Raw genomic sequence first — 22,459 nt, 5'->3', positions numbered from 1 at the left:
CACTTGAGGTTGCGTTTTTGTTACATGAAAATGATTCTCATTCATTGCTATAATCTCTACGACAACGATTAAGGGAACGAACGAGATGCAGACCTCCATTTACCAACAGTACCTTCAGGCTAAAGTTGAACACCCGCGTAAATACGCACGCGATCTGGCTGCGCTGCTCAGCATCAGCGAAGCAGAACTGACTCATGCCCGCGTCGGACACGATGCGCAGCGCCTACAGGGTGACGCCAAAGTTTGGTTAAGTGCGCTGGAGCAGGTTGGTAATACCAAGTCGATCACTCGCAACGAATACGCCGTGCATGAGCATACCGGTTACTACCAAAATCAGACGCTTGATGGGCATGCCGGTCTTATCCTCAACCCACGCGAGTTGGATCTGCGTTTGTTCCTTTCTCAATGGGCTTCCGCCTTTGCGCTGCGTGAGAACACCGCGCGCGGTGAGCGTCAGAGTATTCAATTCTTCGATCATCAGGGTGATGCCATTCTGAAGGTCTACACGACCGACACCACGGACATGGCCGCCTGGCAGCTATTCGTTGAGAAATTTACCAGCAGCGAAAACCCGGCGTTGGCGTTTCGTCCAGCAGGTAACAATGCAGCCGCCGAGCAGGCCATTGACCATAATCCTCAGTTTGAAGCAGACTGGCGTGCGATGACGGATGTGCATGATTTTTTCATTCTGCTGAGACGCTATAACCTGACGCGCCAGCAGGCGTTTAACTCAGTCGCTGACGATTTAGCCTACCGCGTAGAAAACGATGCGTTGTCACAAATTCTGTTTGCTGCGCGTGAAGATCAGAACGAGATTATGGTGTTCGTCGGTAACCGTGGCTGTGTACAAATCTTCACCGGCACGCTTGAACGTGTAGAACGCATGGAGCAACATGCCGAATGGATTAATATCTTTAATAAAGATTTTACTCTGCACCTGATCGAAGGCGCGATTGCCGAAAGTTGGATCACACGTAAACCGACGGCCGACGGTATCGTGACCAGTCTCGAACTGTATGCCGCAGACGGTTCTCAAATTGCACAGCTCTTCGGGCAACGTACCGAAGGGACGCCGGAACAACAACAGTGGCGCGACCAGATCGACGCCCTGAAACCGCGTAAGGATCTTGCCGCATGAAAAACTGGCTATTCCCCCTGTTATTGACACTCCCGCTAGGGGTGTCCGCTGCCGAACGTGTCGTTTCTATCGGTGGCGACGTTACGGAAATCATCTACGCGTTGGGCGCAGAGAAAGATCTGGTTGCACGCGACAGCACCAGTCTGCACCCGGAAGCCGTGAAAAAGCTGCCTGATGTGGGCTACATGCGTCAGCTCAACACCGAAGGCATTCTGGCAATGAAACCTTCTCTGGTTGTCGCCAGCGATCTGTCTCAGCCATCGCTCACCTTGCAACAGGTTGCGGAGAGCGGAACCAAAGTGGTTCATGTGACCGCCGAGCCATCGCTGGATGCCGTGCCGAAGAAAATCGGTGCTATCGCCCAGACGCTAGGAAAAGAAGCAGAAGGTAAAAAACTGGCGGAAGCCTATCAGCAGAAATTAGCGGCAGTAAAAACATCACCGCTGCCGGTTAACGTGCTGTTCATTCTCAGCCACGGCGGCATGACCGCGCTGGCTGCGGGTAAAAATACCCCGCCAGACACCATTATCCGCAGTGCTGGATTGAAAAATGCCATGCAAAACGTTGAACGCTATCAGCCGCTGTCGCAGGAAGGCGTGATTGCCAGCGCGCCAGATCTGATTCTGATCTCCAGTCAGGGGCTGAAAACACTGGGTGGTGAAGCACAGGTCTGGAAATTACCCGGTCTGGAACTGACCCCTGCCGGTAAAAACAAGCGTCTGTTAGTCGTCGATGACATGGCGATGCTCGGCTTTACGCTCGAAACCCCAGCGCTAATGGCAACGCTGCGTCAGACAGCCGAAGCGATAAAATGACGTCACGGTTTCACCCGCGCTCTTGGTTGATCGCACTGCTGTTACTGATGGTGGCACTGATGGTGGGTGCCGCCAACATGGGCGCACTGAGTCTATCGCTCAACCTGCTCTGGCACACGCCGTTTGACGATCCCATCTGGCATATTTGGCTGAATATTCGCGTTCCCCGCGTGCTGCTGGCGATACTCGTCGGCGGCGCTCTGGCCTGTTCCGGCGCGATTATGCAAGGGCTGTTTCGTAATCCGCTCGCTGACCCCGGCCTGCTGGGTATCAGCAGCGGTGCCGCCCTCTGCGTAGCGCTGACTATCGTGCTACCGCTCGGCCTGCCTCCGCTGTTGGCGCTTTATGGTCCGATGTTCGCCGCCTTCGCGGGGAGTCTGGCGATTACGGCCATCATCTTTATTCTCAGCCGTTCAGAACAGGGTGGATTAACACGACTGCTGCTAGCAGGCATCGCGCTCAATGCCCTGTGCCTTGCCCTCATCGGCGTCTTGACCTACCTCAGTACCGATCAGCAGTTGCGCCAGTTCTCGCTGTGGGGCATGGGGAGTCTCGGACAAGCACAGTGGCCCATGTTGCTCGTCGCCAGCACGTTGGTCATTCCTGCGATGATCGCCACCTTATATTACGCGCGCCGTCTGAACCTATTGCAGTTAGGGGATGAAGAAGCACACTACCTCGGCGTTAACGTGAAACGCACCAAATACACGCTACTGTTGCTGAGTTCGCTACTGGTTGGCGTGGCGGTGGCGGTTAGCGGCGTAATCGGGTTTATCGGGCTTATCATCCCGCACCTGATGCGCATGCATCTGGGTGCCGATCACCGCTGGCTCCTTCCCGGTTCTATCCTCGGCGGTGCCTGCCTGCTGTTGTTTGCCGATACGCTGGCACGCACGCTGCTTTCTCCGGCAGAAATGCCCGTTGGCCTGCTAAGCAGCCTGATTGGCGGCCCCTATTTCTTATGGCTGATCGTTCAGCATAAAGGACGCGGCAATGACTGACTTAGCGCTCGATCGGACCTTAGCCGCCCGCAATCTGCGCTTTCAGACCAACGGACGCTACCTGACCGATGATGTTTCTCTGGAGCTGAACTGTGGGGAGATCGTCGCAATTATTGGTCCTAACGGCGCGGGGAAATCTACCCTGCTCCGTTTACTGACCGGTTATTTGACGCCCGATGAAGGTGAGTGCCTGTTAGCCGGCCAACCTTTTTCGCACTGGCAGCCCGGCGCACTGGCAAAAACGCGAGCGGTGATGCGTCAGTATAGCGGCATGGCGTTTGCGTTTAGCGTGCAGGATGTCGTCGCTATGGGGCGTTCTCCGCATGGGCGCTACCCGAAAAATGATGACGTGGTTCAACAGGTCATGGCGCAAACGGGCTGTCTGGAACTGGCGACGCGCGACTATCGCCATCTTTCCGGCGGGGAGCAACAGCGGGTGCAACTGGCTCGTGTGCTGGCGCAGCTGTGGCATCCCGAACCGACGCCAGGCTGGTTATTTCTCGATGAGCCGACCTCGGCGCTGGATCTGTACCATCAGCAGCATCTGTTGCGACTGCTCAAGCAATTGACGCGTGAACAGCCCCTAGCTGTATGCTGTGTACTGCACGATCTGAATCTGGCGGCACTGTATGCCGACCGCATTCTGCTGCTGCACGAAGGCAAACTGGTCGCACAAGGCTCGCCTGCGGACGTACTACAGGCAGAGACGCTGGCACACTGGTATCGCGCCGATCTTAGCGTGGGATCGCATCCTGACTACGCCATCCCACAGGTTTATCTGCGCCAATAGTCTCCCCCCCTGCTCCGGCTTAGCTAGAGCAGGATATCTCCAGATGCTTGCCCCACTCTGGCGGTAACGCCGCCAAATCGTTGTTATCCGGTTGTTCATCAAACGGCCGACACAGTGCCTGATGCAGACGTGCCAGCACGCTGATGTCATCATTTTCCGCGCGTTCAATCGCCATTTGTGCCAGATAATTACGCAGAATATATTTCGGGTTCGTCGCATTCATCAGACGACGACGTTCCTCATCACCCTGATCTTCCTGCATCAATCTCTGGCGATAGGTCAAAAACCAGCTATCGAATGCCACTCTGTCGATAAACTCATCACGCAGCGGCGAGCGCGATGCCTGCTTCTCGCTGTCTGCCAGTAGACGGAATGTGCGGGTGTAATCGCTGCCTTCCTGCTGCATCAGGCGCAACAGCCCAACCAGCACGTCATTGTCTTCAGAACTGGCGCTAAATAAGCCCAGTTTGGCGCGCATCAGCGTGCCATAGTGCTGCATCAGTGCCGGTTCATAGCGCGCAAGCGCACGTTCCAACGTGTCGGTATCCATCAGCCCCGACAACGCCTGTGCCAACCGATGCAAATTCCACAATCCCACGGCAGGCTGATTATCAAACGCGTAACGCCCACGGTGGTCAGAGTGATTGCAAATAAAGCCCGGCTGATAAGCATCTAAAAAACCATAAGGGCCATAGTCGATAGTCAGCCCCAGAATCGACATGTTGTCCGTATTCATTACACCGTGCGAAAAACCAACCGCCTGCCAATGCGTAATCAGCCGTGCGGTACGCTCTACCACATCGCCAAACCACAGCTCATAACGATGTTCATCGTTTCCCCACTGCGGCCAATGACGGGCAATCACATATTCCGCCAGCTGACGCACTTTTTCCGGTTCACGACGATAGTAGAAGTGCTCAAAATGACCGAAGCGCACATGGCTTTCCGCCACGCGCAGCAGCATTGCGCCCTTCTCTTCCTGCTCACGCTGCACCGGATGTTCGCTGGTGACAATCGTCAGCGCCCGTGTAGTGGGAATCCCCAGATGGTGCATCGCTTCCGAGGCCAGAAATTCGCGTATTGCCGAACGCAGCACAGCACGGCCATCGCCCATACGCGAATATGGCGTTAGCCCCGCACCTTTCAGGTGCCAGTCCATGCTGCGGCCATCCGCCAGTTGTTGTTCCCCCAGCAAGATGCCACGCCCGTCACCTAATTGACCGGCCCACGCGCCAAACTGATGGCCGCTATACACCTGCGCCAACGGCTCCATTCCCGGCAGCAAACGCGCACCGCTCCAGACGTCATCCTGTTCTGGCGTAAACCAGTCGGAAGATAAACCAAGCTCTGCGGCCAATCCTTCGCTGTGATAAAGCAGACGAGCACCATGCAACGGCGTTGGCTGTAGCGCGGTATAGAACCCTGGTAGTTGATGAAAGTAGTGATTTTTGAATAACGGTATTTGCTGCATTCTGTCTCCCTAGGACCACCCTGTTCAGGTGAAGAGAGCCATACGCTCACTACACAACGACTAACGGGTATGCAGAAAGTGTAGAGGGATGGCAATGAAATTAACACGGAGGAAACACAGGGGTATTATTTTCACAACGTATACTCAGGAGAAACCATCGACCCGAACTCGGTGAATCTATTGAATTAGCCGATAATCACCGTACGCGGCTCAAGCTGTTCGAAATGCACGGCAGGCCACATTTGCCCTTGAACGGCATCAATATTCAGTTGCCCGATTTTATTCAAGATCGCCACATTATTAATCTCCTTGGCGATAATACTGATGCCTGAATAACTGTTTTTAATCGTCCGTAATAACGGCTCCATCATCAGCGTATTCGTTGGCCGCAATAAAAGCTGCCCGATAAACTGACGATCCAGCTTTACACCGCGCACTAACCCGTCGTGCAACGGTTTAAGCGTGGCCTTTCCAGAACCAAAATTATCCAGCCATAAAGGAATGGATTGACTCAAGTTCAGCAGAGCCGCGTTTTCTTTTCCCTGCGATAATTGCGGAAAAAGCTCATTAATCTCCAAAAAAACAAAATTGAGGTGTTTGATCTCGCCGCGCAGTACGTCGGATTTAATCAACATCTCGGTTATCTGACGTCCAGCCTTCAACACCAACTGAATGTGGTTATCGATAAACCATGCGGACTTCTCTTTGATAAAAACAAGCTGTTCATGAATAAAATCATATTGTTGTTGCGGACTTAACTGCATGAAGAGAATATCGGCAGGCATGCTCAACTTACCCGCAAGACCGTTAAAATGGCTGATCATTTCAACGGCCAACAGCGTTCCATCCAACCTGAATATCGGCCAAAAAACGTAGTCACTGGTGTAATCAACAGCAAGATGGATGCGCATGATCCTGCACTACACAGAATGAATAATAATCACATTACGTTATTATTATAGGCAAATCCACCACGCTTGCTCACACTAAGCACGAAAAGCGCCTTTCTGTGATGTAGTCAGTTTATTCAGAGCCCTACTTCACGATCTAACGCAAGCTTTGCGCCAGCCAATCAGCTAGTTCCTGTAGTTCGTTTTGCTGTTACGATTTTTATAAGTGCTGAGATCACCCAAATTCTAGTACTTAGCCCTATCAACCTTCCAAGTCTGTACTGGTACGCAGTTTGTATAACTCAATGGCTTTATCGCGTGTCACTCGTAACTTGGCATGTGACATGACGATCCCCCAGATTGTACCATCTTGCTGCATATAGAAGCTCCGCATGGCTTCAAGGTATGAATCGCGGTACTTGATCCATGCAACCTGTGATTTCTTCAAGTTGGCTTTGAAATCTTCTGATTGGTCGGCTAAGAGTAACTTGTATTGCTTGTTTAACTCGGTGTCCCATGCCTTCAAGCCGATGTTGAAACAGTCATTTGTGGCTAAGGTGTTTTCAGCTTTGTTAGTACAGGCCGTTAGTCGGTCATCTAAGGCCTTACCAAAATCATCGTTGGCGTAGGTAGCCGTCGTAACGGCTAATAGCAACGCGGTAACGAGTGTTTTCTTCAATGCATATACCCTTATTCTACTAGAGGAGCGCGGCCCTATCGCGTTAACGCAAGCTTTGCGCCAGCCAATCGGACAGTTCCTGCAATTCGTTTTGCTGTTCGGGGAAAGCAGTAATCAGTGCCTGACACGCGGCCGCCAAGGCTTCTGGGCGATATGCCGTTCCCTGTAATGCGGACGCCAGTGCTTCTAACGGTGCCGGATTCAGGCTATCGGTATAAATTTGCGCACGAACAATCACGCCGCGTTCCACATCGAAATGTAATTCAACACCGCCCCAGGTAAACCGGTTATCCAGTAAATGCGAGAAATCCGGTGCCTGACCGAAGTTCCATTCCCAGCTACTTTGACGTGCAAACTGTTCGCTGAATCCCGGTAAATCTGGGTAGGCGGAAGGCGAGATGATTTCCGGTTCGCACTGTTCGCCAAAATAATCAAAGAAAGCCTGCGTTACGGCCTGACAAATCACCCGATGATCGACAGAAGGCAGTAATTCCACCAGATTGGCGACGCGAGAACGCACGGATGTAATCCCTTTCGCCTGTAACTTTTTAATATCTGGGTTCAAATAATCCGCTAAACGATTGAGATCTGCGTTCAACAGCAGTGTGCCGTGATGGAAACCGCGATCTTTCGTTTCGCGATACGCAGAACCGGACACCTTGCGCACGCCGTCAGCAGTTTCCACCACCAGATCGTTACGACCAGACGCACTGGCCTTTAACCCGAGCGAGCTGAGTGCATCCAGAACGATCTGCGTTGAGACGCTTTTATCGTATTCCGGTTTACCCGCCATGAAGGTAAAGCAGGTATTGCCGAGATCGTGAAAAACTGCCCCGCCGCCGCTACTTCGACGCGCCAGCTTGATGCCATCCTCTTCCATCCGCCGCGTATTACACTCTTTCCACGGATTCTGGGCGCGGCCAATGACTACGGTTTCAGCATTCCGCCATAAAAACAGCACCCGCTGCGTGGTGGGCATCTGGCGAAAGATGCACTCCTCAACGGCTAGATTAAACCAGGGGTCGTAAGAGTCGGAGATGAGTAAACGCAAAGAGGACGAGGACATGAGCAGCTCCAATGCTATCCCCGTCATACTTCGAACTGCTTGTGCGTTGGCTTCCTTTACTCACCCCAGTCACTTACCTGAGTAAGCTCCTGGGGATTCGTGCAGTTGCCGCCTTCACGCAATTCGAATTATCTAGGGTATATAAGTAAAATAAGGAAGGCGTTAGATACGGCGGGCCTGCCAGTAAGCCCGTTTCCAATATACGTTATCCAGTGACGAACGGATGACACCCTGACTGGTAGACGCGTGAATGAACTGGTCGTCTTTATCATAAATACCGACATGCAGCCCACTGCTGCCACTGCCCGTTTTGAAAAAAACCAAATCTCCCGGCAGCAGATTATCGCGGTCAATACGTTCACCCAGCTCGGTTTGTTCTTCCGTGGTACGCGGCAACTGCATGCCAAACTTATCGCGAAACGTCAGATAGACGAAACCGGAGCAATCGACGCCGTTACGATCCAGACCGCCATAGCGATAAGGCGTTCGATACCATTGTCCAAGTTGATCGTTTAGCTGCACCATCACCATGATCGAATCGCTCAGACGCGCATTCGGCGGCGGGTTATTATGCCGACTACTGCTACAGCCGACCAAAATCAGGCTGGCGAGGAGCAAACTGTATCGTAGGATCAAACCAGATCGTAAACGTATCATGCGCGATTACCATAAAACCGCTGAGGCCATAAACCTCTCGCGTTTGAAAATGCTAGGTATTGGATTAATTTAGCGTTTAATCGGGGTGACTGGCAAGTAAAGGCGATTTTTCCTATTTTCTGGCAGCACCTATTTTCTAACGATAAAGGTTAGGCGCTGCGAGTGATGATCCAATTTCTGCCATCAACCACGTGCCGCTGAAACGCGACACCGAACACAGGCGATAATACCTCCGGCAGCATGACATCCTCCGTTTCACCCTGTGCCACCAGCACGCCTGCCGACAGCAGCCACACGCGATCCGCATGGTGGGCGCTGTGGTTGAGATCGTGTGCGCAAACCACGACGGCAATCCCTAAGCGACAGAGTTCACTCAGTAACGAGTCTAGTGCCACCTGCTGAGCCACATCCAGACTGTTGGTGGGTTCGTCCAGCAGCAACAGGCGTGCGTGCGGGTTGATCGTCGGCCAAATCTGCAATAGCGCCGCCACCAGCCGAACACGCTGCCATTCGCCTCCCGATAGCTGAGTGAGCGGGCGTGCCAGCTTGTCGGTTAACATCAGGCGTTCCGCCAGAAAATGCACCACCTTTTCAACCGCGTATTCCTGCGCCAGCGCCGGTTGATGTAGTTGCCAATACTGAAACACTGGCATCAGCGCCAACGGTGGTTGCTGCTGTGCCAGATAGGCGCGCCGCACGGCTAAATCCGCTGCCGTATACTGCGACAGCGGCGTACCCGCCAAACAGACTTCCCCTTCTCCTGCCAATAAGCCAGCCGCTCTTGCCAGCAAGGTGCTCTTTCCCGCACCATTCGGGCCAATGATGTGTAGCAGTTCACCGCGACGGCATTCTGCAGTCGTTGGCGACAAACGCGGCAAGACACTGGCCTGCCGCAGTTGCAATACCAGGGAAGTCTGCTGCGTCAATTATTTTGCCAACGCCGCTTCTATCGCTTTCACGATGGTGTCATGGTCAGGCGACATATCTGGCGCAAAGCGCTCAATCACGCGCCCTTCGCGATCGACCAGAAACTTCTCGAAGTTCCACAGGATATCTTCCGGGTTCTTGGGCTTACGGCCTTTATTGACCAAACGTGCAAAAAAATCACTTTTCCAGGTGCCGTTGGCCTCCGGCTGCTGGCGAATCAACAGTTGGTACAGCGGGTGACGGTTCTCACCGTTCACTTCAATCTTGCTGAACATCGGGAACTGAACGCCAAATGTCCCACGGCAGAATGCCTGGATCTCTTCTTCCGAGCCCGGTTCTTGACCTGCAAATTCATTTGATGGGAATCCCAGTACGACTAAGCCTTTGTCACGATAGGTTTCGTAGAGTTTTTCTAATGCGTCATATTGTTTAGTCAGGCCGCATTGAGAAGCGACATTGACGACTAAAGCAACCTGCCCTTTAAACGCTTCGAACGTTGTCGCTTTCCCATCGATAGTGGTCAGTGGAATAGCATAGATTTCAGTGCTCATCGTTTTGCTCCCTTCAGTGATAAAACAGCGTTGATCAAACAAGAGTGGGTAACACAAGACGTATCGCTACAGTCGATTACGTAATAATAGCCAGATAAACCATGGCGATCCCAGCGTAGCGGTAACCACGCCTATCGGCAACTCGGCAGAACTCAGCGCAATGCGCGCGACCGTATCTGCCAGCAGCAGAACACCGCCACCGGCTAACGCACATCCTGTCAATAAATAACGCTGATCGGTCAGTCCGCACAATCGCAACATGTGCGGAATCACCAAGCCAATAAACGCGATGATACCGGCTAGTGCCACGCTCAACCCAACCTGCACGCCCATGACCAGCACGAGAATCGTCCGCCAACGGTAAATTGGGATGCCCAATTGACGCGCCTGAATTTCGCCCAGCGCCAGTCCATTCAACACCGCGCCCTGACGACTTAGCCACAGCAACAGCGGCAAGAGCGTCAACATCAACCAGCCGTGTCGCCAGTCAATACCGCTGAAGCCACCCATCATCCAGTACATTAACTGGCGTAAATCGAGACTGGTACTGAAATAGACCGCCCAGGTCATCACCGCGCTACAGATAATGCCGAGCGCAATGCCGATGAGTAGTAAACGAGTATTGGAAATATGACGACGGGCAAAATGGAGTAACAGAAAGGTAATCAACAGCGCACCGGCAATGGCGCTCAGGCTTAACACCCAGACAGGTAAGAGGCCCTGCCCCAGCAGTACCGTTAGCACCAAGGCTACGCCTGCGCCGTTCGCGACACCCAGCAGCCCCGGTTCAGCCAACGGATTATCAAAGACGGCCTGCATGACAGTGCCAGACATGGCCAGACTGGCACCCACCAGCATCACGGCCAACGTTCTGGGTAACCGCAGTTGCCAGACAAAGAGTTGCTGCGCATCATCCAGCCAGGCTGTCGGCCAAATCCAGCGCTCCCCCGCACACAGGCTTACAACCAGCGTGAGCACGAGAAACGCCAACAGCAGTGCCAGACTCCGACGATCGCGTCTGCATTGCTGTTGTTTTAGCTGGCTGTAATGGGGCAATTGCATCGCGTGTTTTAGCGTGATATCGCCCAGCGGTAATGGCTGCATTGTTCACCGTAACAAGGAGTTCTGCGCAAGAAAAAGAGCGCAATAAGAGCATGTGCCATAACGGTTCAACCGCACGAAACATCTCTAAACGTTGTCACGTATGTTAAACGATTTCACCTACCTTACACGCTTTTTCCTTGCTACCGCGACGCATTCAAAATGCATGCAGCCATTACTTGGTGCTGCATACCGCAATATAGTTAAGCTGGTTTCGATTACGGCGGAAGGTATGAAACATGTTGAAGAACATGCTGCGGTTTTCTTTTTTCAGCGCATTTTTTACGATACGCGCCGCACCGGCCACGCCTTCATCATAAATCAGCCCTTGTGGCGTCAGCAGCGTCATCGCGCCGTTAGCATAGTTGACCTTGCTAAAGCCAGACTCCTGAAACAGCGTAACCCAGCGCTCACGCAGTATCGGCTGAGCGTGTACGTTGATAGCCTTATGCATCTGTTCCACCGCCTGCAATGCTCCGGTGTCCTTCTCGGAAAGCAGCATGATATCGTGGGTAATCAGGCGACCACCCGGTTTCAGCACGCGATAATATTCGGCAATAATGCGGCTCTTGGCCTTGTCAGCGTACATCGTCAGCATGGCTTCATTAATCACCACGTCAAAGTGATTATCGGGAAACGGCAGTTCCAGCGCATTCGCCTGCATAATCGTGACCTGCGACGCCAGACCGTTCGCTGCGACATTTTCCTGCGCCTTCTGTAGCGCCGCTTTATCCATATCCGCGCCGATGACCTGGCAGCCAAAACGCCGCGCGATTTCCATCGCCGTGGTGCCCATATTGCAGGCCACTTCCAGCACCACGCTGTCCGGCCGGAATCCCGCCTGGCTGAGGAGCCACTCCGTTGCTTTTCTGCCACCGGGCCGCAGACGTTTTTTCCCCAATCGGGCTAGAAATTTATGTCCTGCTTCATGATCGCTCATACTGTCACTCCTTAATTCTGTGTTATCGCCGTAGCCGTTTACTGAGTTTTCAGCGTCTTCAACATGGTCAGCAACATACGTGATGACTGCTGCGCATCAACGGCATGAGGGATATTGGCAGGCATACGCACCAGCGTGCCGGGCTGTGCGACGACAGGTTCACCCCCGATCGTCAGCAATAATTCACCTTCAAGTACCATAACCAGTGCATCATAAGGCGCACTGTGTTCGCTCAACCCCTGCCCTTGATCGAAGGCAAACAGCGTAACATTGCCGCCGTCGGTACGTGCCAATACGCGGCTGGCAATACCGTGTTCGGTTGGGGTAATCAATTCGTGGAGAACCAGCGCCTGTGCCGCCGGAAGGGTATTGTCTTTCATGGAAACGCTCCGCTATTTTCGATTCAGCGTGCCGTGATTTTGCTTGCTGAATTTATGCAAGTGATTATTATTTTCATTTACTAGCTTGATGGTAATACCAGCCTCTGGGAGGGCAAATGACATTTGTCAAAAAGGCGCTATCGCCCGATGAATACGGCGATGTGCTGTTTCAGCATGACTGGATGCGCGGCGAACCCAGCGACGTGGTGTGTGAACTATTAGCCAAAAGCGAGCGCCTGTTCTTCCAGCAGGATGACGTACTGTTTCGCGAAGGCGACAAAATGCAGCACTGTTTGCTGGTTGAAGCAGGGAAATTGCAGGCTTTTCGCCATACCTATGGCGGAGACGAGAAAATTTTCGGGCAGTTTGAACGCGGTGAGTTTGTCGCCATCGCCGCCGTATTTATGGATCACGGCCGCTTCCCGATGAATATCCGTGCGCTGAGCGACGGCCACACGCTGATGATTCCGCGACAGGATATTCATCAGTTTTGTCTGCAACGCCCAGAGCTAGCGCTGCGTCTGCTCAACTATCTGGGCAAAAAGCTCTACTCGACGATCAACCAAATCGATTGGCTGACCTCCAGCTCAGCGCCACAGCGTCTGGCAGATTACCTGCTACGGCAGCATCACATTCAGCAAACTCAACACCTGACATTGCCGGTGAGCCGCGGCCAGCTCGCTACGTCATTGGGGATGCGCGGTGAAACATTGAGTCGATTAATGTCAGACTGGAAGCGGCAAGGCCACATTACCTATCGGGGCCATCAGGTAGAATTGTGCGATCTGAATTATCTGAAAGAGCTGGCTGCCGAGGCAAGAAGGACATTCTGACGGGGATAACCGGTGATGCTAAGGCTTTGTAGGCTCAGTCACGGCGGGTGAATAGAACAACATTAGTTATACTCTAAATAATTCAAGTTTCAGGAAGGCGGCAAGGGAAGGAATCCCGATGAGCTTACTCAAGTAAGTGATTCGGGTGACTGAACGCAGCCAACGCACATGCAACTTGAAGTATGACGAGTATATGTATTTTGACAATTGTCATTCCCCCATCATTGAATTATCAACTACGCTTAGCTTACATTTATGAGAATAATTCTCATTAACATAATTATCTCATTCCTATCGTGATGAGATACCGTGAGGGTAACGCTATGCTAGGCTTTTTCCGACGAACCTTATCTCTTCATGGAGCATGGTCACGCCATGCACTATCACACAATGACAGCCAACAGCCGCCGCAGGCGGTCTCGCCGACAGAAACCGCTGCGCGTACTCGCTGTAGCGAGAGTGAATATTGTTTCTTTAATCACGCCGCCATGTTGCCTTTCGATCAGCTTGACGAATGTTGTTACGGCAACGATCGGCAAGAGAAAACGCCATCTTCATACGATTCATGACGTTTTCACGTTTTGCTGACGGTTAAAATTTGATGCTTTTGCCACGCGTCAGCCAGGCGCCGACAAACTCGGGCACGACGGTGCTCGCGGGACCGTAAATTTTTTCATCAAACTGGCTTTCTACCTGGCTAGGCTCAAGATTCAGCTCCAGCGTGTAGGCTCCATGCGAGTGAGCTTCATGAACAAAACCTGCGGCGGGATAGACATGCCCCGACGTACCAATCGCAATAAAGTAGTCCGCCTGCGACAGCGCATGGTAAATCTTGTCCATGTGCAGCGGCATTTCGCCAAACCACACGACATGCGGGCGTAACGGCGCGGGAAATTGACAGCAGTGGCAGCGTTCACCGACGGCGAGATCGTCCGTCCACTCAAAAATCTGTCCACTCTGGCTACAGCGTATTTTCAGTAGCTCACCATGCATATGAATCACACGCTGGCTCCCAGCTCGCTCATGCAGGTTATCGATGTTCTGTGTGATCAGTTGGAAATTGTCTTCCAGCATCGCTTCCAGATTCGCCAAGGCCAGATGCGCGGCATTCGGCACAATTTCCGGCTGCTGTAATTGACGACGACGGGCGTTATAAAATTCCTGCACCAGTTCGGGATTACGTTGAAAGCCTTCAGGCGTCGCGACATCCTCAACGCGGTGCTCTTCCCACAGACCATCGGCTGCGCGAAAAGTACGAATACCCGATTCCGCTGAAATGCCTGCGCCCGTCAGTACCACAACGCGCGGCTTTTTCACTTCGCTTGCAGCCAGATAGTCACGATGGAAAATACGCGCCCGAAGACGCTGTTGCCGCATACGCTTTCCCTTATGAAAACGCCCTAATCGTTGACGCGTATACATACTTTCTCCAGCTAGTTATCCATTAAGTGTAGCAATGCCGCGCCACGTACGCCGCCCGCATCGCCATGACGCGCTTTCTCTATACGTGGCAGTTTCGCAATCGGTAAAAGTCGCGAAGGGAGACGCGTCGGCAGAATTTGATAAATTTCGTCAAAATTCGACAAGCCGCCGCCCAATACCAACAAGTGCGGATCGAACAAGGTTAGTAAATTGCCCAGACAGGCCGCCAGCAAATCCATAAAACGGTCAACAAATTCCAGCGCTTTTTCTTCTCCGCCACGATAGTGCCGAATGATAGTTACCGCTGGCAGGGCTTCGCCATACAGATGTTCGTATAACCATTCAAAACCGCGACCGGAAATATAGTTTTCGATACAGCCGAATTGCCCACAGCCGCATTTCACGCGGGGAATATCCACGCCGATGATATCCAACGCGTCTGACGGCAGGCGGAAATGGCCAAACTCACCGGCGATGCCGTTGCGCCCCTCCACCGGCCGCCCGTTAATCACCAGTCCACCACCCAGTCCCGTGCCCAGAATCAATCCTAACACGACAGGATAGGAACGAAATTCCGCGTCCCAAGCCTCAGACAGTACAAAACAGTTGGCGTCGTTGCTAATGCGAACGTCGCGCTGCAAGCGCTGTGACAAGTCAATCCGCAGCGGTTTTCCCATCGTCGCAGGCAGGTTAGCGGTGAATAACGCCCCGCTTTCATTCTGGATGCCCGGCACGCCGATGCCCACACTCCCCAACACGCCAACCTGTGCGTCGACTTCATGCACCAGATCGACCAGCGTAGTGAGCAAATCATCATAATTATTGCGCGGGGTCGGCACCCGCTTTTGCCACACCTTATTCAACTCAGCGTCGAACACGCCCAGCTCAATTTTCGTGCCGCCCATGTCAAAACCGTAGTACATGACTGCTCCTTAGGGTGTGTTCGCATTGCCACACGATAGGGAATATCCCCGTCATCTCTCAAGCCGCATGTGCGTTGGCTTGTCTTACTGTCCGCTCAACACGCGGGCTGGGTCAATCCGACTGGCGCGCCGTGCTGGATACCAGCTGGCAATCAGGCTTAGCACCAGCGATGTACCCAATACAATAAACACATCCATCAGATGTAATTCCGACGGCAAGAAATCAATAAAATAGATATCGCCGGACAGCAGTTTATGGCCGATGAGTGCTTCAATACCGCGAATAATCGGCGTCAGTTGCAAGGTGGCGATCACGCCAACCACAGCGCCTATCACACTGCCCAACAGCCCGGCCAATAGCCCGTACCAAATAAAGATAGCCCGAATCAGCCCATCTGACGCACCCAACGTACGCAGGACGGCGATATCGCCACTTTTATCCTTCACCGCCATCACCAGCGTTGAAACAATATTAAAACAGGCCACGCCGATCACCAGGATCATCGCCAGATACATGATGGTTCTCACCATCTGGATGTCCCGATACATATAACCATAGGTACCAATCCAACTGCGAATGTGGACATAGAGATTCGAGGCTTTGCCTGCATCGCGCACCAGTTTATTGGCAGAGAACACGTCGTTGGCCTTGATGGCAATCCCCGTTATGCTCTGCCCCATATCCAGATACTGCTGGGCATCCGCAAGCGGAATCAGCGCTAAGCTATGATCGAGCTGACCACTCAGTTGCAAAATACCGCTGACGTGGAGCCGAATGCGTTTAGGCTGCATCAGCTTCATTTCCGGGTCGCTGTTCGGGATCATCACCGTGACCCAATCCCCTTGGGAAACATTCAGCGTTTTTGCCACGCCTTGACCAATAATGACCTGCTGCTCACCTGGGCGAAACTGCTGCCAGGCATCATTGAGAACGTACTTAGGCAACGCACTGAGGTGTGTTTCTTGTTGCGGATCGACGCCTTTTACCTGAATTGCCTGAAGTTTAGCGCCGTTCTCTAACAGCCCGGTGAAATTGATATAAGGCGCGGCGGCAGCGACACCGGGCACCTGCTCGATGGTAGGCAGGATGTCCTGCCAACCATCAAAGGGCTGATTAACTGGCTCGATCTCGCCATGTGGCACCACCGCAAGAATGCGGTTATTCAGTTCACGCTCAAACCCATTCATCGCACTCAGGCCGAGAATCAACACCGCCACGCCAAGGGCGATACCCAGCGTCGAAATGACTGAAATCAGCGAAACCATGCCGCCACGCCGACGGCCGCGGCTAAATCGCAGGCCAATCTGCAACGAGAGCGGAGGAAAGGTCATTGCCGCGCTCCCATCAGGGTCAGTTCCTGCTGCAATTGACCGTCACGCATTTCCAGTTGGCGGTTCAGTCGACCAGCCAATTGCAAGTCATGCGTCACCACCAGAAACGCAGTCCCCTGCCGAACGTTCAGTTCTCCCAGCAGTTCAAAGATGGTATCGGCCGTACGCTGATCGAGATTACCGGTCGGTTCATCCGCCAGCACCAGCGACGGGCTGTTAACCAACGCTCTGGCAATAGCTACACGCTGCCGCTCACCGCCGGACAGTTCCGACGAACGGTGGTGACTACGCGCTTCCAGTCCGACGGCAGCCAACATTTCACGCGCTTTATCCTGCGCCTGTGAAGTCGGCACTTTGCCAATCAGCAACGGCATCGCCACGTTTTCCAGCGCGGTGAAATCCGGCAGAAGGTGATGGAATTGATAAATAAAACCCAGTTCACGATTGCGCAAATCTGCTTTTGCTGCCGCTGAGAGCGTGCTCAACGGTTGACCTTTAAAGATAACCTCGCCCGACGTCGGCGTATCTAATCCGCCCAGCACATGCAGCAGCGTACTTTTGCCCGAGCCAGAACTCCCGACTATCGCCATCATCTCGCCGCTGCTCATCTCAAAAGAAACATCGCGCAGCACGTCGGTAGACAGCTTGCCGTCCTGATAACGCTTGGACAGATTAGTACACTGCAATAATGATAAATCACTCATAACGTAAAGCCTCAGCGGGTTGAACGGTGGCAGCGCGCCATGATGGGTAAAGTGTCGATAAGAGGGCAATCACCATCGCAGAAACGGCGATCGTCACCACCTGCATGGGATCAATATCCACTGGCAACGCGGCACCATCCAGTAACACGCCCAGCACTGGCATCAGCGTATTCAGTTGGCTGGCCAATAATGCCCCCAGCAATGCCCCTAACAACGCGCCAACAATGCCAGCGCTGCCCCCCTGCACCATAAACACCGCCATCACCTGACGTTGAGTCAGCCCCTGCGTTTGCAGAATGGCGACTTCTCCCTGTTTTTCCATCACCAGTAAACCCAGCGAGGTAATAATATTGAATGCGGCCACGGCCACGATCAGGCTGAGCAGCAGCCCCATCATGTTTTTCTCCATGCGCACGGCCTGAAACAGCTCACCTTTACGCTCACGCCAGTCTTTCCAGACCGTGCCTTCCGGCAGCGTTTGCGTACTCAACGTATCGACCGACAGCGGCTTTTCCAGCCACAAACGCCAACCGGTAATGTGATTCGCAGGGTAGCGCATCAGCCGTGAGGCATCTTGTTGGTTTACCAACAGTTGGTAGCTATCTACTTCGCTGTTGGCGGCAAAGGTTCCAGCAACGATGAAGATACGCTGGCTGGGAATACGCCCCATCGGCGTCAGTTGGCTAGCGCTCGTCACCATCATGCGGATTTGATCGCCAGCGTTAACACCCAGTTGATCGGCCAGTTTCTCACCCAAAATGGCTTGATACTGACCAGGTTGAAGCTGCTGCTGTTTGACGTTGACCAGATAGCGTGACAGCGGTTCCTTCTCGTCAGGGTCAATCCCTAGCATCACGCCGACCGCGACGCTGCGGGCGCTTTGCAGCACCACATCGCCCGTCGTCAGCGGCGCAACACGCGTCACGCCGTCCAGCGAGTCTAAAGAGGAAGCAGGAATTAAGGCCGGGTTCAGCGAACCTTGCGGCGTAGAGATCACCGCTTGAGGCATCACGCCCAGAATATTGCCTTCCAGTTCGCGCTCGAAGCCGTTCATGACGGAAAGCACGGTGACCAGCGCCATCACGCCCAGCGTGATGCCAATGGCGGATAACCAGGAGACAAACCGGCCAAAGCGGTCTGATGCACGCCCACGCATATAACGCAGGCCAATAAATAAAGCGACAGGTTGATACATGAAATCCGTCTGGATAAGGTTGCCAAAGCAAAGTGATCAAGGATAATAAAGGGTAGTACTGCTTTATGGAACCCTAACACCCTCACTCTACGGCTTTTTCTTGGCTGGATGCAGGGAGGCGAGACCCGATAATCAGATGATGCCTGAAAATTACCGTTATTCGTTGCCACCCAAAGCGGGCGAGCAACGCCTGTTGGGCGAGTTAACCGGCGCAGCCTGCGCCGTTGAATGTGCAGAGATTGTTGAACGCCACACCGGACTGGTGGTGCTTATCGCACCCGATATGCAAAACGCCCTGCGATTGCGCGATGAAATTCAACAATTTACTGACCAGCACGTCACCACCCTGTCTGACTGGGAAACACTGCCTTACGATAGTTTTTCTCCGCATCAGGAAATTATTTCGACTCGCCTTTCCACGCTCTATCAATTGCCCAACATGACGCGCGGCGTCTTGATTCTGCCGGTCAATACGCTGATGCAACGTGTTTGTCCGCACAGTTTCTTGCACGGTCATGCGCTAGTGTTGAAGAAAGGCCAGCGCCTCTCTCGCGACAAACTGCGCTCACAGTTGGAACAGGCGGGCTACCGTAGCGTCGATCAGGTGATGGAGCATGGCGAATATGCCACGCGCGGCGCGCTGCTGGATCTATTCCCGATGGGGAGCGAAGAACCCTACCGTATCGATTTCTTTGACGATGAAATCGACAGCCTGCGCCTGTTCGATGTGGATACACAGCGAACGCTGAATGAAGTGCCGCACATTAATCTGCTGCCCGCACATGAATTCCCGACCGACAAAACCGCAATCGAACTTTTCCGCAGCCAGTGGCGTGAACAGTTCGAGGTACGGCGCGATGCTGAGCACATTTATCAGCAGGTCAGCAAAGGCGTCTGGCCCGCAGGGATCGAGTACTGGCAGCCGCTATTCTTCAGTGAGCCGCTGCCATCACTGTTCAGCTACTTCCCGAACAACACGCTGATCGTTAACACGGGCGATATCGAGCAAAGCGCCGAGCGTTTCTGGCAGGATATTCAGCAGCGTTTTGAAAGCCGCCGCGTCGATCCGATGCGACCACTGTTGCCATCGGACTCACTCTGGCTGCGTGTAGACGGTCTGTTCTCGGAGCTAAAAGCGTGGCCGCGTGTACAGTTGAAAACCGATACGCTGCCGGAAAAAGCGGCCAACGTGAATCTGGCCTATCTGCCGCTGCCGGATCTGGCGATTCAACATCAGCAAAAATCACCGCTGGATGCATTGCGCCGTTTTATCGAACAGTTCGACGGTCAGATCATTTTCTCCGTCGAGAGCGAAGGCCGCCGCGAAACGCTACAAGAACTGCTGGCACGCATCAAACTGAACCCTAAGCTCATCAATACGCTAGAGCAGGCACAGGGGCGTGGCACTTATCTGATCATCGGTGCCAGCGAACACGGCTTTATCGACACCCTACGCCAGCGCGCCTTAATCTGCGAAAGCGATCTGCTGGGTGAGAGGGTCAGCCGTCGCCGTCAGGATAGTCGCCGCACGATTAATACCGATACGCTGATCCGCAATCTGGCAGAGCTGCGGCCGGGACAGCCCGTCGTTCATCTCGAACACGGCGTTGGTCGCTATGTCGGGCTGACCACGCTGGAAGCGGGTGGCATCAAAGCCGAATACCTGATTTTGACCTATGCGGGTGAAGACAAGCTGTACGTCCCTGTTTCTTCGCTGCATTTGATCAGCCGCTACGCGGGTGGTGCCGATGAGAATGCGCCGCTGCATAAACTGGGTGGTGAAGCCTGGTCGCGCGCGCGGCAAAAAGCGGCGGAAAGGGTGCGTGATGTCGCCGCCGAACTGCTGGATATTTATGCCCAGCGTGCGGCGAAGAGCGGTTTTGCCTTTAAACATGACAAAACGCAGTACCAGCTTTTCTGCGAAAGTTTCCCTTTCGAAACCACGCCCGATCAGGCGCAGGCCATCAACGCCGTACTGAGCGACATGTGCCAACCTCTGGCGATGGATCGTTTGGTGTGTGGTGATGTCGGCTTTGGTAAAACCGAAGTGGCAATGCGCGCCGCGTTTTTAGCGGTTGAAAACCATAAGCAGGTTGCCGTTCTGGTGCCGACAACGCTGTTGGCACAGCAGCATTTTGACAACTTCCGCGATCGCTTTGCCAATTGGCCAGTGAAGATTGAGATGATCTCCCGCTTCCGCAGCGCGCGTGAACAAACCCAGATTCTTGAGGAAACGCAGGAAGGCAAAGTCGATATTCTGATCGGTACCCATAAACTGTTGCAGAGCGACGTGCGCTGGCGTGATTTAGGGCTGCTGATTGTCGACGAAGAACACCGCTTCGGCGTGCGTCACAAAGAACGCATCAAAGCGATGCGAGCGGATGTCGATATCCTGACGCTGACCGCTACGCCGATTCCACGAACGCTCAATATGGCAATGAGTGGGATGCGCGATCTGTCGATCATCGCCACGCCTCCAGCCCGCCGCTTAGCCGTGAAAACGTTCGTGCGCGAGTATGACAATCTGATGGTGCGTGAAGCCATCCTGCGTGAAATTCTGCGCGGTGGACAAGTGTACTATCTGTATAACGACGTGGAAAATATCGAGAAAGCCACCCAGCGATTGGCAGAGTTGGTGCCAGAAGCACGTATCGCTATCGGTCACGGTCAGATGCGCGAACGCGAACTGGAACGGGTGATGAACGACTTCCATCACCAGCGTTTTAACGTGCTGGTGTGTACCACCATCATCGAAACGGGGATCGATATCCCGAGCGCCAACACGATTATCATTGAGCGTGCCGATCACTTCGGTCTGGCACAACTGCACCAGTTGCGCGGTCGCGTGGGGCGTTCCCACCATCAAGCTTACGCCTATCTACTGACGCCGAATCCCAAAGCGATGAGCACCGACGCACAGAAACGTCTGGAAGCGATCGCGTCATTGGAAGACCTCGGCGCAGGTTTTGCGCTGGCAACGCACGATCTGGAAATTCGCGGCGCGGGCGAGTTGCTCGGAGACGATCAGAGTGGACAAATGACCAGCGTCGGTTTCTCACTGTATATGGAACTGTTAGAAAGTGCCGTAGACGCCCTGAAAGCAGGCCGAGAGCCGTCGCTGGAGGATTTGATCAACAGCCAGACTGACGTCGAGCTGCGGTTACCCGCTCTACTGCCTGACGATTTCATCCCCGACGTCAATACGCGCCTGTCGCTCTATAAACGTATTGCCAGTGCGAAAAACACGGCCGAACTGGATGAGTTGAAAGTCGAGCTGATCGATCGCTTCGGTCTCCTTCCTGATGCAAGCCGCCATCTGTTGCAGATAGCTGCCCTGCGCCAGCAAGCGCAAGCGCTGGGCATTCGCCGTATTGAAGGCAACGAAAAAGGCGGGTTTATCGAATTCGGCGAGCAAAATCGCGTCGATCCGTCCCACCTTATCGGCCTGTTGCAGCGCGATCCGAGCACTTATCGTCTGGATGGTCCGACTCGTCTGAAATTTATGAAGGATTTAAGCGACCGTCCGCAACGCATCGAGTTTATCGGTTCACTGCTGGGGAACATGGCGCAACATACGCTGGCGGCGTAATCCGCTTTCACAATAAAAAACGGGAACCTTCGGGTTCCCGTGAGGTTGCTGACAA

The 22,459-nt window shown here is 53.5% G+C and carries 22 protein-coding genes; 7 read left to right on the top strand and 15 right to left on the bottom strand.

Going from position 1 to position 22,459, the window contains the following annotated elements; translation table 11 throughout:
* The first annotated feature begins 85 nt into the window (after window positions 1-85).
* From DUT67_RS08775 to DUT67_RS08760, 4 genes are read left to right on the top strand one after another with little or no spacing between them, the layout of a single operon-like run.
* On the top strand, window positions 86-1,138 hold the full coding sequence (locus DUT67_RS08775) for a hemin-degrading factor (protein ID WP_113633085.1): 1,053 nt from the start codon (window positions 86-88) through the stop codon (window positions 1,136-1,138).
* The gene (locus DUT67_RS08770) at window positions 1,135-1,953 is read left to right on the top strand and encodes a hemin ABC transporter substrate-binding protein (protein ID WP_113633084.1); all 819 of its coding nucleotides are present in this window, start codon (window positions 1,135-1,137) and stop codon (window positions 1,951-1,953) included. Before DUT67_RS08775 ends, DUT67_RS08770 begins: the two co-directional genes overlap by 4 nt.
* Window positions 1,950-2,954 carry an iron ABC transporter permease gene (locus DUT67_RS08765; RefSeq protein WP_113633083.1) on the top strand — a complete coding sequence of 335 codons (1,005 nt, stop codon included), beginning with the start codon at window positions 1,950-1,952 and terminating at the stop codon, window positions 2,952-2,954. Before DUT67_RS08770 ends, DUT67_RS08765 begins: the two co-directional genes overlap by 4 nt.
* Complete coding sequence (locus tag DUT67_RS08760; protein ID WP_113633082.1) at window positions 2,947-3,744, top strand: heme ABC transporter ATP-binding protein; 798 nt, start codon at window positions 2,947-2,949, stop codon at window positions 3,742-3,744. Before DUT67_RS08765 ends, DUT67_RS08760 begins: the two co-directional genes overlap by 8 nt.
* A 19-nt stretch (window positions 3,745-3,763) precedes the next feature.
* Here the strand turns inward: DUT67_RS08760 and DUT67_RS08755 are convergent, their stop codons facing one another.
* The 10 genes from DUT67_RS08755 to DUT67_RS08710 form a co-directional block, all read right to left on the bottom strand.
* The gene (locus tag DUT67_RS08755) at window positions 3,764-5,215 is read right to left on the bottom strand and encodes a YdiU family protein (protein ID WP_113633081.1); all 1,452 of its coding nucleotides are present in this window, start codon (window positions 5,213-5,215) and stop codon (window positions 3,764-3,766) included.
* 185 nt (window positions 5,216-5,400) lie between these two features.
* Window positions 5,401-6,126: an EAL domain-containing protein gene (locus DUT67_RS08750; protein ID WP_113633080.1), complete on the bottom strand. Its 726-nt coding sequence runs from the start codon at window positions 6,124-6,126 to the stop codon at window positions 5,401-5,403.
* Between the two features lie 241 nt (window positions 6,127-6,367).
* Entirely contained in the window at window positions 6,368-6,784 is a 417-nt protein-coding gene (locus DUT67_RS08745) for a lysozyme inhibitor LprI family protein (protein WP_189339559.1), read from the bottom strand.
* Between the two features lie 43 nt (window positions 6,785-6,827).
* The gene (locus DUT67_RS08740; RefSeq protein ID WP_113633112.1) at window positions 6,828-7,850 is read right to left on the bottom strand and encodes a lipoate--protein ligase A; all 1,023 of its coding nucleotides are present in this window, start codon (window positions 7,848-7,850) and stop codon (window positions 6,828-6,830) included.
* Window positions 7,851-8,012: 162 nt separating this feature from the next.
* Window positions 8,013-8,507 carry an NlpC/P60 family protein gene (locus tag DUT67_RS08735; RefSeq protein ID WP_113627804.1) on the bottom strand — a complete coding sequence of 165 codons (495 nt, stop codon included), beginning with the start codon at window positions 8,505-8,507 and terminating at the stop codon, window positions 8,013-8,015.
* A gap of 149 nt (window positions 8,508-8,656) precedes the next feature.
* Window positions 8,657-9,433, bottom strand: coding sequence for a vitamin B12 ABC transporter ATP-binding protein BtuD (gene btuD / locus DUT67_RS08730; protein ID WP_113633078.1), 777 nt, complete (start codon window positions 9,431-9,433; stop codon window positions 8,657-8,659).
* A complete protein-coding gene (locus DUT67_RS08725) occupies window positions 9,434-9,985 on the bottom strand; it encodes a glutathione peroxidase (RefSeq protein WP_048259713.1) in 552 nt (183 codons plus the stop codon). It lies immediately after the preceding gene.
* Window positions 9,986-10,051: 66 nt separating this feature from the next.
* Entirely contained in the window at window positions 10,052-11,089 is a 1,038-nt protein-coding gene (btuC, locus tag DUT67_RS08720; RefSeq protein ID WP_113633077.1) for a vitamin B12 ABC transporter permease BtuC, read from the bottom strand.
* 172 nt (window positions 11,090-11,261) lie between these two features.
* Window positions 11,262-12,026 (bottom strand): class I SAM-dependent methyltransferase, encoded by a 765-nt coding sequence (locus DUT67_RS08715; protein WP_113633076.1) that lies wholly within the window; start codon window positions 12,024-12,026, stop codon window positions 11,262-11,264.
* A 38-nt stretch (window positions 12,027-12,064) separates the two neighbouring features.
* Window positions 12,065-12,406, bottom strand: a complete 342-nt coding sequence (locus DUT67_RS08710) for a cupin domain-containing protein (RefSeq protein WP_015730722.1) — start codon at window positions 12,404-12,406, stop codon at window positions 12,065-12,067.
* 116 nt (window positions 12,407-12,522) lie between these two features.
* On the opposite strand from DUT67_RS08710, the gene DUT67_RS08705 reads away from it, so the two are divergent.
* Both DUT67_RS08705 and DUT67_RS08700 read left to right on the top strand, forming a co-directional pair.
* Complete coding sequence (locus DUT67_RS08705; protein WP_113633075.1) at window positions 12,523-13,239, top strand: Crp/Fnr family transcriptional regulator; 717 nt, start codon at window positions 12,523-12,525, stop codon at window positions 13,237-13,239.
* A 323-nt stretch (window positions 13,240-13,562) separates the two neighbouring features.
* Entirely contained in the window at window positions 13,563-13,808 is a 246-nt protein-coding gene (locus DUT67_RS08700) for a hypothetical protein (protein ID WP_113631652.1), read from the top strand.
* Between the two features lie 22 nt (window positions 13,809-13,830).
* On the opposite strand, the gene cobB is transcribed toward DUT67_RS08700, so the two are convergent.
* From cobB to lolC, 5 genes are all read right to left on the bottom strand, one after another.
* Window positions 13,831-14,661, bottom strand: coding sequence for a Sir2 family NAD+-dependent deacetylase (cobB, locus tag DUT67_RS08695; RefSeq protein ID WP_048259708.1), 831 nt, complete (start codon window positions 14,659-14,661; stop codon window positions 13,831-13,833).
* An 11-nt stretch (window positions 14,662-14,672) separates the two neighbouring features.
* On the bottom strand, window positions 14,673-15,584 hold the full coding sequence (gene nagK, locus DUT67_RS08690) for an N-acetylglucosamine kinase (protein ID WP_113627798.1): 912 nt from the start codon (window positions 15,582-15,584) through the stop codon (window positions 14,673-14,675).
* Window positions 15,585-15,668: 84 nt separating this feature from the next.
* Window positions 15,669-16,916 carry a lipoprotein-releasing ABC transporter permease subunit LolE gene (lolE, locus tag DUT67_RS08685; RefSeq protein ID WP_113631653.1) on the bottom strand — a complete coding sequence of 416 codons (1,248 nt, stop codon included), beginning with the start codon at window positions 16,914-16,916 and terminating at the stop codon, window positions 15,669-15,671.
* Window positions 16,913-17,620, bottom strand: coding sequence for a lipoprotein-releasing ABC transporter ATP-binding protein LolD (gene lolD, locus DUT67_RS08680; RefSeq protein WP_005970460.1), 708 nt, complete (start codon window positions 17,618-17,620; stop codon window positions 16,913-16,915). The genes lolE and lolD overlap by 4 nt, the downstream gene beginning before the upstream one ends.
* Window positions 17,613-18,815 (bottom strand): lipoprotein-releasing ABC transporter permease subunit LolC, encoded by a 1,203-nt coding sequence (gene lolC, locus DUT67_RS08675; protein WP_113631654.1) that lies wholly within the window; start codon window positions 18,813-18,815, stop codon window positions 17,613-17,615. Before lolC ends, lolD begins: the two co-directional genes overlap by 8 nt.
* 136 nt (window positions 18,816-18,951) lie before the next feature.
* Here lolC and mfd point away from each other — a divergent pair, with 136 nt between their 5' ends.
* Window positions 18,952-22,404: a transcription-repair coupling factor gene (gene mfd / locus DUT67_RS08670; protein ID WP_189339466.1), complete on the top strand. Its 3,453-nt coding sequence runs from the start codon at window positions 18,952-18,954 to the stop codon at window positions 22,402-22,404.
* Window positions 22,405-22,459: the final 55 nt, after the last annotated feature.

Origin of the sequence: Pectobacterium peruviense, assembly GCF_003312355.2 — a bacterium.
Taxonomy (GTDB): domain Bacteria; phylum Pseudomonadota; class Gammaproteobacteria; order Enterobacterales; family Enterobacteriaceae; genus Pectobacterium; species Pectobacterium peruviense.
The sequence above is the reverse complement of the archived record's forward strand: the minus strand, read 5'-3'. Positions and strand labels throughout refer to the sequence as shown.

Coding starts and splice junctions, on each gene's coding strand:
- DUT67_RS08775 (WP_113633085.1), top strand. CDS start 86: ATGCAGACCTCCATTTACCAACAGTACCTTCAGGCTAAAGTTGAACAC.
- DUT67_RS08770 (WP_113633084.1), top strand. CDS start 1,135: ATGAAAAACTGGCTATTCCCCCTGTTATTGACACTCCCGCTAGGGGTG.
- DUT67_RS08765 (WP_113633083.1), top strand. CDS start 1,950: ATGACGTCACGGTTTCACCCGCGCTCTTGGTTGATCGCACTGCTGTTA.
- DUT67_RS08760 (WP_113633082.1), top strand. CDS start 2,947: ATGACTGACTTAGCGCTCGATCGGACCTTAGCCGCCCGCAATCTGCGC.
- DUT67_RS08755 (WP_113633081.1), bottom strand. CDS start 5,215: ATGCAGCAAATACCGTTATTCAAAAATCACTACTTTCATCAACTACCA.
- DUT67_RS08750 (WP_113633080.1), bottom strand. CDS start 6,126: ATGCGCATCCATCTTGCTGTTGATTACACCAGTGACTACGTTTTTTGG.
- DUT67_RS08740 (WP_113633112.1), bottom strand. CDS start 7,850: ATGTCCTCGTCCTCTTTGCGTTTACTCATCTCCGACTCTTACGACCCC.
- DUT67_RS08735 (WP_113627804.1), bottom strand. CDS start 8,507: ATGATACGTTTACGATCTGGTTTGATCCTACGATACAGTTTGCTCCTC.
- DUT67_RS08725 (WP_048259713.1), bottom strand. CDS start 9,985: ATGAGCACTGAAATCTATGCTATTCCACTGACCACTATCGATGGGAAA.
- btuC (WP_113633077.1), bottom strand. CDS start 11,089: ATGCAGCCATTACCGCTGGGCGATATCACGCTAAAACACGCGATGCAA.
- DUT67_RS08715 (WP_113633076.1), bottom strand. CDS start 12,026: ATGAGCGATCATGAAGCAGGACATAAATTTCTAGCCCGATTGGGGAAA.
- DUT67_RS08710 (WP_015730722.1), bottom strand. CDS start 12,406: ATGAAAGACAATACCCTTCCGGCGGCACAGGCGCTGGTTCTCCACGAA.
- DUT67_RS08705 (WP_113633075.1), top strand. CDS start 12,523: ATGACATTTGTCAAAAAGGCGCTATCGCCCGATGAATACGGCGATGTG.
- DUT67_RS08700 (WP_113631652.1), top strand. CDS start 13,563: ATGCTAGGCTTTTTCCGACGAACCTTATCTCTTCATGGAGCATGGTCA.
- cobB (WP_048259708.1), bottom strand. CDS start 14,661: ATGTATACGCGTCAACGATTAGGGCGTTTTCATAAGGGAAAGCGTATG.
- nagK (WP_113627798.1), bottom strand. CDS start 15,584: ATGTACTACGGTTTTGACATGGGCGGCACGAAAATTGAGCTGGGCGTG.
- lolE (WP_113631653.1), bottom strand. CDS start 16,916: ATGACCTTTCCTCCGCTCTCGTTGCAGATTGGCCTGCGATTTAGCCGC.
- lolD (WP_005970460.1), bottom strand. CDS start 17,620: ATGAGTGATTTATCATTATTGCAGTGTACTAATCTGTCCAAGCGTTAT.
- lolC (WP_113631654.1), bottom strand. CDS start 18,815: ATGTATCAACCTGTCGCTTTATTTATTGGCCTGCGTTATATGCGTGGG.
- mfd (WP_189339466.1), top strand. CDS start 18,952: ATGATGCCTGAAAATTACCGTTATTCGTTGCCACCCAAAGCGGGCGAG.